This is a genomic window from Phytobacter sp. SCO41, assembly GCF_003073275.1.
GTDB classification, from domain to species: Bacteria; Pseudomonadota; Gammaproteobacteria; order Enterobacterales; family Enterobacteriaceae; genus Phytobacter; species Phytobacter diazotrophicus.
Map to the genome: position 1 here is coordinate 3,787,092 of NZ_CP027225.1, position 13,848 is coordinate 3,800,939.

Below are 13,848 nucleotides of genomic sequence, written 5' to 3' on the forward strand. Positions count from 1 at the left end.
GACAGGAGCTCCAAAAATGAAAAAACTGATTCTGGCCGCATTACTTGCCTCTTTCGCTGCTGGCGCAACCGCCGCGGATAAAATTAATTTCGGTGTCTCTGCTACCTACCCGCCGTTTGAATCCATGGATGCGAATAACAAGATTGTGGGCTTTGATATCGACCTGGCAAACGCGCTCTGTACCCAGATGAAAGCAGAGTGTACTTTCACCAACCATGCCTTTGACAGCCTGATCCCGTCCCTGAAATTCAAAAAATATGACGCGGTTATCTCCGGCATGGATATCACGCCTGAGCGCAGCAAACAGGTCTCCTTCACCGAGCCGTACTACGCCAACTCCGCCGTGGTTATCGCCAAAAAAGATGCGTATAAAACCTTCGATGACCTGAAAGGCAAACGTATCGGTATGGAAAACGGCACCACGCACCAGAAATACTTGCAGGACAAACATCCGGAAGTGAAAACCGTGGCTTATGACAGCTACCAGAACGCGATTATCGACCTGAAAAATGGCCGTATCGATGGCGTGTTCGGTGATACCGCGGTGGTCAACGAGTGGCTGAAAACCAACCCGCAACTGGGTGTTGCGACTCCGAAAGTGACCGATCCGCAGTATTTCGGCACAGGCCTTGGTATCGCGGTACGCCCGGATAACAAAGCCCTGCTGGAAAAACTGAACGCGGCCCTGGCGGCCATCAAAGCTGACGGCACTTACCAGAAAATCAGCGATCAGTGGTTCCCGCAGTAAGCGGAATTGAAGAGAAAAAGCCGCGTGACGCGGCTTTTTTTATGCTCTCACGCTCCCTGAAACGGCAGCGTAAAGCGGAAACACGACCCCGGTTGCGCATCCACCAGCCGGATATCGCCACCGTGCAGTTGCAGCATACGCCGGACAATCATCAGCCCCAGCCCGCCGCGCGACTCTCCCGCACTGGCCTTGTCCAGCACCGACGGGCGCTGGAATAACGTAGCCCGCAGCGCACCCGGTACACCGGCCCCGTTGTCCTCAACCTCAACCATAAGCTGGTCATCCTGCTGACGGGCGCGCAGATAAATCTTCCCACCGTTGGGCGTATGACGCACCGCATTATCCAGCAAATTGGTGAGCACCCGTTCCATCATCGACAAATCGGCATACACCAGCGGCAGGTTGGTGGGCAACTCCAGCAGTAATCTGATGTCGCGCGTTTCCGCCATCAGATCGAATTTTTGTGCCACATCCTGCAAAAGTTCCGCCATTGAGAAGGGTTCCGGCTGCGGTTTGATGCCACCATGTTCCAGCCGCGCCAGTTCAAAGAGCTGTTGAGACAGGTGCCGGACTTTGTTTCCCTGACGCAGGGCGATGCTCAGATAATGCTTCGACTCTTCCGGCGTTAAATGCCCGGCCTTCACCGAAAGGGTTTCCAGGTAGCCCAGTAATGAAGTCAGCGGGGTACGTAAATCGTGCGAAATATTGGCGACAAACTCCCGTCGCTGTCGGTCATTGTCTGCCAGTTGATCCCACTGGCTGGCTATCTGCCGGGAAAGCTCAATAAAGGCGTTTTCCAGGACCGCGACTTCATTTCCTGCCTCAGGATCCGGCGCACGCAACGCCAGTTGCTTGATGGCGCTGATGCTATCCTGCTCCAGCCCCTGCACCTCGCGGGTCAATTTTTTCACCGGACGCGTCACCCACCACCAGGTAAGACCGCCTGCCAGTGCGCCAAACACCGCCACTAACAGCAACGACCACAGTAATGCGCTCCACAGCGCTTTTTGCCAGGCAGTATCCGCCAGCGCGTTCAGGTTCTCACCCTGCAAAATAATGTAGAGATAACCCCGCAACTGACCATCGAGGCGAATCGGCGACACGCTAAAGACTTTTTGTTTGTCGACACTGCGCGGATCGTCGCCGTAGACCGGCCAGGCCGCGCCGGATAGAAAGTGCTGCAACGGGGCAACATTGATATGCTCGCGACGAAGATGCCCCGGCGGCGCGGCATCGGCCAGCAAGTCGCCTTCCGGGGAGATCATATACAGCTCGACGCTGGGGTTGAGCGTCATCAGGCGGTCAAACAGCGATTTCAGCGTCTGGCGATTCACTTTGCCCTGGGAATCAAGCAGCGGCTCACTGCTGGCAATTTGCTGAGCAAGACCCGCAGAAAGCCGTTGCACCATCGCATCGCCGTAGCGGGTGCTACTGTAGAGCTGAACGCTGCAGGCTGCGGCGGCGCAGAGCAGGAGCAGCACGGTGAAGAGCAGCGTCAGGCGCTGAGTCAGACTTAAACGACGCATCATTCCCCCTCAGGCTCCGAAACGGCAAATTTATAGCCTTTCCCCCAGACGGTCAGAATAATTTCCGGTGCGGCGGCATCCTTTTCAATCTTCATACGCAGACGGTTGATATGGGTATTAACTGTGTGCTCATAGCCTTCATGCTGATATCCCCACACCTGATCGAGCAGCGCCAGGCGCGAGAAAACCTCGCCGGGGTGACGGGCAAACCAGTAGAGCAGATCGAACTCGCGCGGCGTCAGATCAATCAACTCGCCGCGCAGGCGCACCTCGCGGGGGAGCGGGTCGATGGTTAAACCGTGACAGGCAATACTGCCCATATCAAGACGCAGGTTGCGTCCCATCGCCTCCTGGCGACGAAACAGCGCCTTCACCCTCGCCACCAGTTCCAGTATCGAAAACGGCTTCGCCAGGTAATCATCCGCCCCCATTTCCAGCCCCAGAACCCGATGTGTCTCACTGGTTCGGGCGCTGATGATAATGACCGGCAGATAGCGGGTCATCTGGCGGATGCGGCGGCAAATCTCCAGCCCATCGACATTCGGCAGCATCAGATCGAGGATCACCGCATCCCAGTCGGTCTTTTCAAGCTGGGCGAGCGCACGCGCCCCATCCTCTTCATGCACAATCTGGTAGCCCTCGTCCTGCAAATTAAGCCGCAGCAGGCCAGCAATATCCCGATCATCTTCGACCAGCAGTATTTTTTTTGCGGTTTCCATAGCCCGTTCCGGTTGCCTTTCTCTTTATTAGCTTACCCAATAGTCGCGCATTGAGTTATCACAAATAATTTATATTTCCGTGAGGAAGTCGTGACCGGTCCAGGCGTAAGCTGCGGCCTGTCACCCACACTTTCCGGAGTCAGGCAAGAGAGTCAGGTGACACCCCCTCTCACCTTGCAAGGAAACCACCATGAAAAAGATGATCCTCACCCTCGCCACCCTCTGTGCCTTTGGGGTGGCTAACGCCCATGCCGCCGACGCGATGAGCCAGGACGGTATGAAAAAGCAGGACGACAGCACCATGATGAAGAAAAAGGCGCCGATGAAACATGACGGGATGACAAAAAAAGAGAGCACGATGAAGCACGGCGACATGGCGAAAAAAGGGACCATGGGCAAAGACGACGACATGATGAAGAAAAAATCGGACGGCATGGACAAATAATCTCCCCGCCAGCACCCCGGGCAGTATTGCCGGGGTCACTGGCCGGGCTGCGCCCACTGTTTACCCTAATCCAGAACGATGTCTCTTTTTTGTTGCCGCTCTGGCGTCATGGGCTGCGCATTCAACGCCATGACCATATCACGCAGCGTGATGAGGGGAAAAAACGGGTTGTGGTCAACATTTTCCAGTGTACGCCCGGCCCTTGTCGCCGCATCAGAGAGCGCATCGAAAAGCTCTTCGTCATCGTCTAAAGCAAAAAGTGCCAGGCTGTCGTCCGCCCGCAGGGGGAAATTCAGCCGCACCAGGTCACGCCCGCCCCACGCCATCACGGTTTCCCAGACAGCGCGGATCACCCAGGCGTCCACATCCCGTCGAGGAAATGCGCGCGCAAACTGGCAAATGCTTTCGCCCTGACGCGCCTGCGCCAGTGCCAGGAGCCTTGCGCGCCGCTTGCGGCTGTCGACAATCCCGGAAACGCTCAACAGCACCACAAACAGCGCAACGGCAAAAATAAAAGGATTCCCCGTGCTCACAAAGTCACGCAACAGGCAATAAGCGCCGTAAAGAACCCCAGCCAACAGCGCAAACAGAACGACGAACGCCACCACACCGGAACCCGGTGCGGCAGGTTTAAGAGGGAATAAGTAACGAGATGGCATACGCATGGTCAGTACCCCCTGATGAGCGAATGCCTTAAACCGTAGAACATTTCACCAACAGTGTCAGCACTTCGTAATGCGCCGTGTGGGGGAACATATCAAACAGTTGTACACGCTCCACGCGATAACCCGGCAGCGCGTGCAAGTCTGCCGCCATCGTGCGGGCATTACAGCTTGAATAGACGATATACGGCGGCGCCATCCGGCTCAGATAATCGCAAAGCGCCTGGCCAATTCCACGACGCGGCGGGTTTACCAGCACCAGTTGTGGCGCATCCGTCTGGGCGGTCGCGAACCGGGTGGAGTCCAGCGCCTGAAAGTGCAAATCGGTCAGCCCCAGCTCAGCCGCGGACTGCTTCGCGCAGGCAATCGCCTCCGGGGCGATTTCGATACCGGTGAGCGTCATCTCCGGGGTTGCACAGTGCAGACCAAAACCGCCGACACCGCAAAACAGATCCCACATATGGCGTACCGGCAGCGCCCTTACCCACTCACGCGCCGTAGCGTACAGCGCACTGGCGACAACCGGATTGGTTTGAAAGAAACTCTGCGGGCGGATCCACAACGGCACGCCGTTGAAATTTTCCGCCAGCGCCTGCTGCTCAGTCAGGAAGATTTCCGTCTCCCCTTCCATAATGGCCATGTGCACCGGCTGGATATTGACTGAAATGACGCGAAGCTGCGGCAATTGCGCCTGTAACCACGGCAGCGCGGCACGAAGCTGCTCAAGCTTGGTCTGTGAACGCAGCACAAAACGCAGCATCATGCCGCCCGTGTGCTGGCTTTCGGTTAATAGCAGGTATTTCAGCTCACCGCGTTTACGCGCCACGTTGTAGGGCGTTAAGCCCGCACGGGCGATAAAAGGTTTAAGGACGGCGAAAACCGCCTGAAACGAGGCGGGATAAAGCGGGCAATCGGTCAAATCTTCGGGGGTACCGTCGCGATGCAACATGCCGAGCAGCGGTTTCTCCACGCTGCCGCTCACCACCATCTTGGCTTTATTACGAAACCCCTGTTCCGGGCCGCTAACCGGTGCGCACCATTCTGTCACCGGCAAATCCGCCAGCAAGGTGCGGAGATCGGTCATTTTTGCACAGAGTTGGTCGCCAGTCGGTTGTTCAATCCACTGACAGGAGTGACAGCGCCTGGCGTCAAAGAGTGCGCACTGCATAATAAAACCTTCTTAATTGCGGGGCGGCGATTGTACCCCGTTATTGCAGACGGAAAAAGCGTCGGCTGGGAGAAGGGACAAACAACAGGAAGAGTACCAGCAGGTCGGGCATTTTTTGCATCATTAGCGTACGGAAAATCTCACGTTTTGATTCGCCGGCAATACTGAACAGCTCAGGATATCCATACCCCAGCGATGCCGCCCACAGATAACCGGTGGCAATAATTTGCGTCAACAGATACAGCCAGCGCGCCCAGTTTCGCCCCTTCACCACGGAAAAAGCACAGAGGATTTCAACGAAGACCAGCACCAGGCTGCCGAAGAAAATCAGCGTCAGGCTCCAGGTTTGCGCGCTGCGTACCACGAAGTCGATCATTCCCCGTATGCCCAGCACATTGCAGAGCATGAAGACATCCACACAGCGGATAAGAATAATGGCGATAGCCGCCACTTGTACCAGTGCGGGTACATTCGGACGGGCGTGAGACTGATGCGCTTTAGTAAAGAATCCCAATGTGCAATATTCCCTGTGAAAAATGCCGCGACAAGCGCGGCATCCGTGACACAACGTTTAAGATTCTAGAATCATTGTCCCCGTCTTGCACGCTGGATATCGCGCACTCGCTGCTTTTCCGCGCGCGCCATCAGATACCAGGCGATTAAACCAACAATCCCCACGACACCCAGTATCAGGCTCGCCAGGGCGTTGATCTCCGGGTTCACCCCCATACGTACGCTCGAGAAGACCAGCATCGGCAGCGTTGTCGCCCCCGGGCCGGAAACGAAGCTGGCAATAACCAGATCGTCGAGAGAGAGGGTAAACGCCAGCAGCCAGCCAGAGATAATCGCTGGCATGATCATCGGTAGCGTAATAACAAAGAACACTTTCAGCGGCGTCGCGCCAAGATCCATCGCCGCCTCCTCAATTGACCTGTCGAGTTCACGCAGACGTGAGGAGATAACCACCGCGACATAAGCCGTACAGAAGGTCACATGCGCCAGCCAGATGGTGAGCATGCCACGATCCGATGGCCAGCCAATCGCATGACCAAGGGCAACAAATAGCAGCAACAGCGACAGCCCGGTGATCACATCCGGCATCACCAACGGCGCGGTAATCATAAACGCAAAACCGTTGGCACCACGGAAACGGCCAAAGCGCACCATCACCACTGCCGCAATCGTACCGAGGATCGCCGCCATCGTCGCGGCGCAGGCGGCAATGGTCAGACTCAGGCCCACCGCGCTCATCATGGCGTCATCATGGAACAACTCGCTATACCAGCGCGTTGACCAGCCGGCCCACACCGTCACCAGTTTGGAGCTGTTAAAGGAATAGATGACCAGCATCAGCATCGGCGCATAGAGGAACGTGAACCCCAGCACCAGAATCAAAATACGCCACGGGGAACGCACTACCGGCAAGTTATTCATGCGTTGTCTCCCATCTGTTTCTGCTGATGTTTATGGAACCACATGATTGGCACGATCAGCAGCAGCAGCATAATAATCGCCACCGCCGAGGCCACCGGCCAGTCGCGGTTATTAAAGAACTCCTGCCACAGGACGCGACCAATCATGATGCTGTCCGGGCCGCCGAGCAATTCCGGGATCACGAACTCACCCACCGCCGGGATAAACACCAGCATGGAGCCTGCGATAATACCCCCTTTGGTCAACGGCACGATCACGCTAAAGAAGGTTTTCAGCGGGCGCGCGCCCAGATCCAGCGACGCTTCAACCAGCGAGTAGTCAATACGCGTCAGCGCGGTGTAGATAGGCAGCACCATAAACGGCAAATAGGCATAAACGATACCGATATACACCGCCAGGTTGGTGTGCAAAATCGTCAGCGGCTGATCGATAATCCCCAGCCACATCAGGAAATTATTCAGCACGCCGTTACTTTTCAGAATCCCCATCCAGGCATAGACGCGAATCAGGAAAGAGGTCCATGAAGGCAAAATAACCAGCAACAGCAGAATATTACGCGTTGATGGCTTACTGTGCGCAACGGCCCAGGCCAGCGGATACCCCAGAACCAGACAGCAGATCGTCGACACCGCCGCGACCTGTAATGACTGGAGATACGCTTCAAAATAGAGCGGATCGTCGGTCAGTTGCAGGAAGTTATTGATGTTGAGCGAAATGGTGAGCTGATTATCGGCCCACTCCACCAGATCCGTATAGGGCGGGATCGCGCGCGCCATCTCTGCCAGACTGATTTTGAAGACAATCAGGAACGGCAGTAAAAACAGTAAGATCAACCAGATATAGGGCAGCGCGATAACGAACTTGCGCCCGTGCTTCATCTGAAAACGCGCCAACCACAGGTTAAAACCGCCCGGTTTTTCGACGCGGGTCGGTGGTTCAAGTGTACTCATCACCGCTCCTTAAACCGTCAGAACCACACAACTGTCGGCATCCCAGCACAGGCGAACTTCGTCGCCCCATGTCGGGGTACCTTTACGATAGCGGTGCTCGTTCTGCAACTGCGCACTGATCATTTGCCCGCTTTGCAGACGAACGTGGTAAATCGACAGATCGCCAAGGTAGGCAATATGCACCACCTCACCCACCGCGAAGTTATAACCGTCAGCAGGCGGCTCTTCGCAGAGCATGATTTTCTCCGGGCGCAGCGCAACATAGACCGGCACGTTATCCACAACAGAGGCATCCGGGTCCACTTTCAGCGGATGAACCAGCCCCGGCGAATCAATCACCAGACCGTCGTCCTCACGCGCTTTAAGCAGGCCTTCGAACACGTTAACCGAGCCGATAAATTCGGCGCTGTAGCGGGTGGTCGGGTGTTCATAAATCTCTTCAGGTTCGCCAATTTGCACAAACTTACCGCGGTTCATAATGGCGATACGTCCGGCCATGGTCATGGCTTCTTCCTGATCGTGGGTGACCATAACGCAGGTCACGCCAACGCGCTCCAGAATGTCCACCACTTCCAGTTGCATACGGTCACGCAGTTTCTTATCCAGCGCACCCATCGGCTCATCAAGCAGCAGGAGTTTCGGGCGTTTTGCCAGACTACGGGCCAATGCGACACGCTGACGCTGACCGCCAGAAAGCTGATGCGGTTTACGCTTCGCGAACTCCTGCATGTGCACAAGACTCAGCATCTCCGCAACACGGCTGGCGATTTCCGCTTTGGGCAGCCTGTCCTGCTTGAGGCCAAACGCGATGTTCTGTTCAACGGTCATATGCGGGAACAAGGCATAGGACTGAAACATCATATTGATAGGACGCAGATAAGGCGGCACATGCGCCAGATCGACACCATCGAGCATAATTTGCCCGGTCGTTGGCTGTTCAAAGCCTGCCAGCATTCGCAGCAGCGTTGATTTGCCGCAACCAGATGCACCCAGCAGCGCGAAGATTTCGCCTTTATAAATGGTCAGACTGACGTCATCAACGGCGTGCTGGCCGTCAAACGATTTGGTCAGATTGCGGATTTCAAGCAGAGGCGTTAAATCCTTACGGGTTTTCGCCTGTGGGCGGGGGATAGCGTCATTCACTCAAGTGCTCTCCGGCAAAAAAACTCAACCAGTACCAGCTAGTTGTCTACAAATGACCGGACAGAGGCCGATGACCTCTGTCCAGGTTTAGGGCAATTGCACCGCCCTGGTGCAACGCAATCACTGTTCAGGTGATTGATTATTTGCCGCTTTTTACTTTTGTCCACGCGCGGGTTCTTACGCGGTCAATTTTCGGATCCTGCACTTTAAGCGTATACAGTTTCGCGAAAACATCCGCCGGCGGATAAATTGCCGGGTTGTCACGTACTTCTGCGCTGATCAACGGTTTGGACTCTTTGTTACCGTTAGCATAGAAGACGTGGTCACTGATGTGCGCGATAACGTCAGGACGCATCAGGTAATTCAGGAACTGATACGCTTCGTCTTTGTTTTTCGCATCAACAGGCATGGCGAAGACATCGAAGAACGCCAGGGCGCCCTCTTTCGGAATGATGTAGTTAACATGCACGCCGTTCTTCGCTTCTTTAGCACGGTTAGCCGCCTGCCACACGTCGCCCGCCCAGCCGATGGCTACGCAGATATCGCCATTTGCCAGATCGTTAATGTACTGAGAGGAGTGGAAGTAGCGAATGTTCGGACGCAGTTTCAGCAGCAGATCGGTTGCCGGGCCGGAGTAATCGTCCGCTTTGGTGCTGTTCGGATCTTTACCCAGGTAGTTCAGCACGGTCGCGAAAATCTCTTCTGGCGCATCCAGGAAGGAGACGCCGCAGCTTTTCAGTTTTTCGAGGTTTTCCGGTTTCAGCACCAGATCCCAACTGTTGACCGGCACATCGCCCAATACCGCTTTGACTTTATCAACGTTATAGCCAATGCCGGTAGTGGCCCACAGGTACGGCACCGCGTATTTGTTGTCCGGGTCATGCTGAGCAACCATTTTCAGCACATCCGGGTCCATGTTCTTCCAGTTCGGCAGCTTGCTCTTATCGAGCGGCTGGAACACACCGGCGGTTAACTGGCGCTCAAGGAAGCTTGCAGAAGGCACCACCAGGTCGAAACCGGTGCTGCCCGCCATCAATTTGCCTTCCAGCACTTCGTTGGAATCGAACACGTCGTAAACAACTTTAATCCCGGTCTCTTTTTCAAAGTTTGCGACCGTATCCGGCGCAATATAGTCAGACCAGTTATACACATGCAGCGTCTTTTGCTCTGCGGCGAGTGTGCTGGCAGAGACAGCCATTAATGCACCCGCAACAAGACCTGATAACCATTTTTTACTCAAAGCGGTCATATCTCATTCCTTCTGGAAAGTCCGTTACCATACGAACTAAGTGTACGCATTTAAGATATGCAAAATTCATGCATATTTTGTCAGTCTGCACTGGTCGAAGAGGAAAATTCTTTCGGCCGACGCCGCATGCTTTCAAAGCACCGCAAGAATAACTGTAGCCAGGGTTAGAGGCTATAGGGCAGATTAAAAAACGCCTTTTATCAATTTTTTATGCAGATTCTGTCTATGTGATAAGCCGAAACGGCGGGAATAGCGGTGAATAATTCTTTAAAAGAAGGTTAAAAGCAGAATTAAAACATTCATTATGCAGCCGCTCTGGCAGCGACTGCGCTAATGTCAGGCAGGTTTAGTGAAGAAAATTGTGCGCGTCTTCGCCAGCTTTGAGCTCTTCTTCTTCGGGAACAAACAGCATCTGATGGGCGCGGGCTTCAAGGATCACCATTGAAATTTGCTCTTCGCTCTGGCGCATGAACCATGCAAATTGTTCGAGCGTCACCCCGGCGCCTGAGGATAATGTCTGGCAAACGACCAGCTTAGGTAGGTTATCATCCTGAATATCAAGAAATGCTTTCACCGTCAAAGAACTGGCATTAATGGCGGAAAGATCGGCGGCCAGTGCCAGCAAGGCGGAAGGCTTCACTTCCGCCATCGCCGTAAACAGGACAACGTCGTTAATCAGATCGATTTTGGCGTCAAATACCCCGTCGAAATTCTGCATATGCGGCAGGTGTAACGCCTGGCAGGTATCGCATTCGAAGAAACTGATACCCAGTTCATCAAGCCATTGACGAAGCGTGTCCAGACCAGGTGCGACGAGTGAATTCATGCGCAAAACAACCTCTGACGAAAAAATGGGAGCCATAGCTTACGCAAAAAGCAGGCCGCATACCATTACGTAGCGCGGAAAATCGACTACCCGCCGGTTTTAAGGCAATAGCCGGGCGTGGCATGGCGCTCAATCCAGGCAATCATTTTACCCGCGATATCCACCCCTGTGGTCTTCTCAATACCTTCAAGCCCAGGCGACGCATTCACCTCCATCACCAGCGGCCCCCGGTTGGCACGAAGGATATCCACCCCGGCGACATCCAGACCGAGAGTCTGTGCGGCTTTAATCGCCATCTCCCGCTCACGCGGGGCGATTGTCGCCACGCTGGCCACGCCGCCACGATGCAGGTTGGAGCGAAAATCGCCCTCTTTCGCCTGCCGCTCAATCGCCGCGACAACCTCGTTGCCCACCACCAGGCAACGAACATCCCGTCCCTTCGCTTCCTCAATGTATTCCTGAACCAGAATATGGGCGTTCAGGCCGCGAAAAGCGTCAATCACACTTTCTGCCGCCTGCCGTGTTTCGGCAAGGACCACGCCGATCCCCTGTGTCCCTTCTACCAGTTTTACCACCAGCGGCGCGCCGCCGACCATGGCAATCAGATCACTGGTGTCATCCGGTGAATGGGCGATCCCCGTCACCGGCAGATCAATCCCCTGGCGGGCCAGGAGTTGCAGAGAACGCAATTTGTCACGCGCGCGCGTAATCGCCACCGACTCATTGAGCGGATAGCTGCCCAGCATTTCAAACTGGCGCAGCGCGGCGGTACCGTAAAAGGTAATAGCAGAACCAATTCGCGGGATCACCGCATCAAAATGGGGAAGTTGACGGCCTTTGTAATGGACCGAAGACGCCGCGGGGTCAATGTTCATATAACACGACAGCGGATCGAGAATTTCGACCAGATGCCCGCGCGCAATGGCAGCTTCGCGCAGGCGTTTGCATGAATAGAGCGTTCCGTCCCGGGACAATATGGCGATTTTCACCCTGCACCTCTCTGAATAGACTGGCAATACTCTACCTTTTTCACGTTGCCGGAAGGCGGCAAGTCAGTTAGCCCCGGCAGCAGAGATAACGCTATGACCAGGGCGCACAGTGATATAGCAAACGCACTGGCAACGAGAAGCATGACGAGTAGAAAGCCTGCGTATCATACACGCAGCGAGACACAGGATGAACGGGAATTAGCGCACTGCCCACCCTTGTTTATGCAAATAGTCGAGGATGAACGGGCGGTTCTCTTTAATAATGGTGCGCCGGATATGATCGCTCCAGGTATCCTGACGGGTATTGCTGCCTCGCGACGTATAATACGCGGCAATTTGCGCATCATATTGTGCAAGGATGTCCGCATCGACAGGCTGATAGCTGTTTTCATGCACCACCAGCGCAGCGGGTAAACGCGGCTTCACCTGCGGATCGTCGGCAGGCCAGCCAAGACAGAGCCCAAAGAGTGGCAAAACATGCTGAGGCAGATGAAGTAATTCGGTCACCGCCTCAATGCTGTTACGGATCCCACCGATATACACACCGCCAAGTCCGAGTGATTCCGCAGCCGTCATGGCATTTTGCGCCATCATGGCCGTATCGACGACACCGAGAAGCAGTTGTTCCGCCAGCCCCAGTTGCGCCTGCGGGCAAATTTGCAGATGGCGATTAAAATCGGCGCAAAACACCCAAAATTCAGCGGCTTCAGCCACATGTTGTTGACCGCCGGTTAGCGTAACCAGTTGTTGGCGTAACGCCGGGTCGGTCACGCGAATAATTGAACTGCACTGTAAAAAGCTGGAACTGGAGGCGGCCTGGGCACCGGCAATAATCGCTTTACGCTGCGCTGCGGTAATGGGTTCCTGGGTGAAATGGCGGATAGAGCGGTGGGCGCGGAGCAGATCGATAACTGGAGTCATGGTCGTTTTCCCTGGAAACAAAACCCCCATTATAGCGAACACTCAGGCCGGAAATGCTCGCCAAAATGTGTTGAAAGGTTGCGGAAATTAACATAACAGGCACAACCTGTTTTATGCGTGGGCGCAAAAGCCGCATTATATCCCTGCTTACCGTCTGGTTTAAGGAGGATTCATGTACACAGTGATATTTGGTCGCGCAGGTTGTCCGCAGTGCGCACGCGTAAAAGAGTTGGCTGAAAAAGTCAGCAAAACACAGGATAATTTTGAGTGGCGCTATGTTGATATCCATGCGGACGGCGTTACCCGCGCGGCACTGGAACAAGCCGCAGGCAAACCCATCGAAACGGTGCCGCAAATTTTTGTCGATCAAAAACACATTGGCAGCTTTACCGAGTTCGATAAGTTCGTTCGTAAACAGTTCGGTAGAATAAAATAAAGAGGCAACAACCGGGGCGACGCTGGCCTTAACGCGTCCCGTTGCCAAAGAAACTGCTGATAAACAGATAACAGAGCGCGCCCAGCGCACACCAGAATACCGCACTAAACAGCCACGCCAGCTCCTGCCACACAGAACGCACCGGGGTAAAAAACAGACGCATGACGACGAAGCAGAGCGGTGCGGCGAGAATCGCGCCAAACAGTGGCAACATCACTTTACGGCGACGTGAAAAAATACTGGCAACAGCGCCCGGTAACGTAAAAAACAGCAACCCCAGTTCAGGATGCCCGGACGCACGAAAGGCACCTTTCATATTCGTCACTTCTAAAAAACAGACGACAATGAAAAGTAAAAAACAACAAATGATGCCTGCAAGTCCGCGTTTATGTTTCAAACAATCCTCCTGACTTTTCTCTATCAAACTCTTCATCCGTTGCAATGAACGAACGGTCAGATAAAGCGTTATGGCACTCCCTGCCGAAAAACCCCCGCGCGAATAGATGATTCTTACTAGCCGTTGCAATTCAATACGATTAAACTATCGGCCAGTTATTGTGTTGCCGGGAATAAGGACGCACTAGTGCGTTTTTCTAACTCAGATTCTTCGCAAAACAGTAGCCCAAATAACC

16 protein-coding genes are annotated in these 13,848 nt (G+C 54.4%); 3 read left to right on the forward strand and 13 right to left on the reverse strand.

Going from position 1 to position 13,848, the window contains the following annotated elements; translation table 11 throughout:
- Positions 1-16 precede the first annotated feature (16 nt).
- On the forward strand, positions 17-748 hold the full coding sequence (artJ, locus tag C5523_RS18520) for an arginine ABC transporter substrate-binding protein ArtJ (RefSeq protein WP_039078505.1): 732 nt from the start codon (positions 17-19) through the stop codon (positions 746-748).
- Positions 749-795: 47 nt separating this feature from the next.
- Here the strand turns inward: artJ and C5523_RS18525 are convergent, their stop codons facing one another.
- Both C5523_RS18525 and C5523_RS18530 read right to left on the reverse strand, forming a co-directional pair.
- Positions 796-2,277 carry a sensor histidine kinase KdpD gene (locus C5523_RS18525; RefSeq protein ID WP_108701743.1) on the reverse strand — a complete coding sequence of 494 codons (1,482 nt, stop codon included), beginning with the start codon at positions 2,275-2,277 and terminating at the stop codon, positions 796-798.
- Positions 2,274-2,993, reverse strand: coding sequence for a response regulator transcription factor (locus C5523_RS18530; protein WP_039078503.1), 720 nt, complete (start codon positions 2,991-2,993; stop codon positions 2,274-2,276). The genes C5523_RS18525 and C5523_RS18530 overlap by 4 nt, the downstream gene beginning before the upstream one ends.
- A gap of 190 nt (positions 2,994-3,183) precedes the next feature.
- Between C5523_RS18530 and C5523_RS18535 the strand changes: the two genes are divergently transcribed.
- Positions 3,184-3,438: a hypothetical protein gene (locus C5523_RS18535; RefSeq protein WP_039078502.1), complete on the forward strand. Its 255-nt coding sequence runs from the start codon at positions 3,184-3,186 to the stop codon at positions 3,436-3,438.
- Between the two features lie 65 nt (positions 3,439-3,503).
- Here C5523_RS18535 and C5523_RS18540 read toward each other — a convergent pair whose 3' ends face one another.
- The 10 genes from C5523_RS18540 to nfsA all read right to left on the reverse strand — a co-directional run bounded on the left by C5523_RS18540 (position 3,504) and on the right by nfsA (position 12,780).
- Positions 3,504-4,103 (reverse strand): hypothetical protein, encoded by a 600-nt coding sequence (locus C5523_RS18540; protein WP_108701744.1) that lies wholly within the window; start codon positions 4,101-4,103, stop codon positions 3,504-3,506.
- 28 nt (positions 4,104-4,131) lie between these two features.
- On the reverse strand, positions 4,132-5,268 hold the full coding sequence (gene rlmC / locus C5523_RS18545) for a 23S rRNA (uracil(747)-C(5))-methyltransferase RlmC (protein WP_108701745.1): 1,137 nt from the start codon (positions 5,266-5,268) through the stop codon (positions 4,132-4,134).
- Between the two features lie 40 nt (positions 5,269-5,308).
- The gene (locus C5523_RS18550; RefSeq protein WP_039078499.1) at positions 5,309-5,782 is read right to left on the reverse strand and encodes a YbjO family protein; all 474 of its coding nucleotides are present in this window, start codon (positions 5,780-5,782) and stop codon (positions 5,309-5,311) included.
- Between the two features lie 71 nt (positions 5,783-5,853).
- On the reverse strand, positions 5,854-6,702 hold the full coding sequence (potI, locus tag C5523_RS18555) for a putrescine ABC transporter permease PotI (protein ID WP_071196065.1): 849 nt from the start codon (positions 6,700-6,702) through the stop codon (positions 5,854-5,856).
- Positions 6,699-7,652, reverse strand: a complete 954-nt coding sequence (potH, locus tag C5523_RS18560; protein ID WP_039078497.1) for a putrescine ABC transporter permease PotH — start codon at positions 7,650-7,652, stop codon at positions 6,699-6,701. The genes potI and potH overlap by 4 nt, the downstream gene beginning before the upstream one ends.
- Before the next feature lie 9 nt (positions 7,653-7,661).
- Complete coding sequence (potG, locus tag C5523_RS18565) at positions 7,662-8,795, reverse strand: putrescine ABC transporter ATP-binding subunit PotG (protein WP_039078496.1); 1,134 nt, start codon at positions 8,793-8,795, stop codon at positions 7,662-7,664.
- A 139-nt stretch (positions 8,796-8,934) separates the two neighbouring features.
- Positions 8,935-10,044: a spermidine/putrescine ABC transporter substrate-binding protein PotF gene (gene potF, locus C5523_RS18570; RefSeq protein ID WP_039078495.1), complete on the reverse strand. Its 1,110-nt coding sequence runs from the start codon at positions 10,042-10,044 to the stop codon at positions 8,935-8,937.
- A 346-nt stretch (positions 10,045-10,390) separates the two neighbouring features.
- Positions 10,391-10,870, reverse strand: a complete 480-nt coding sequence (locus C5523_RS18575) for a YbjN domain-containing protein (RefSeq protein WP_039078494.1) — start codon at positions 10,868-10,870, stop codon at positions 10,391-10,393.
- Between the two features lie 86 nt (positions 10,871-10,956).
- Positions 10,957-11,859, reverse strand: a complete 903-nt coding sequence (rimK, locus tag C5523_RS18580; RefSeq protein ID WP_108701746.1) for a 30S ribosomal protein S6--L-glutamate ligase — start codon at positions 11,857-11,859, stop codon at positions 10,957-10,959.
- Between the two features lie 198 nt (positions 11,860-12,057).
- The gene (gene nfsA, locus C5523_RS18585; protein ID WP_108701747.1) at positions 12,058-12,780 is read right to left on the reverse strand and encodes an oxygen-insensitive NADPH nitroreductase; all 723 of its coding nucleotides are present in this window, start codon (positions 12,778-12,780) and stop codon (positions 12,058-12,060) included.
- Between the two features lie 172 nt (positions 12,781-12,952).
- Here nfsA and C5523_RS18590 point away from each other — a divergent pair, with 172 nt between their 5' ends.
- Complete coding sequence (locus C5523_RS18590) at positions 12,953-13,216, forward strand: GrxA family glutaredoxin (RefSeq protein ID WP_039078491.1); 264 nt, start codon at positions 12,953-12,955, stop codon at positions 13,214-13,216.
- Positions 13,217-13,244: 28 nt separating this feature from the next.
- Here the strand turns inward: C5523_RS18590 and C5523_RS18595 are convergent, their stop codons facing one another.
- Complete coding sequence (locus tag C5523_RS18595; protein WP_071196063.1) at positions 13,245-13,613, reverse strand: inner membrane protein YbjM; 369 nt, start codon at positions 13,611-13,613, stop codon at positions 13,245-13,247.
- Positions 13,614-13,848: the final 235 nt, after the last annotated feature.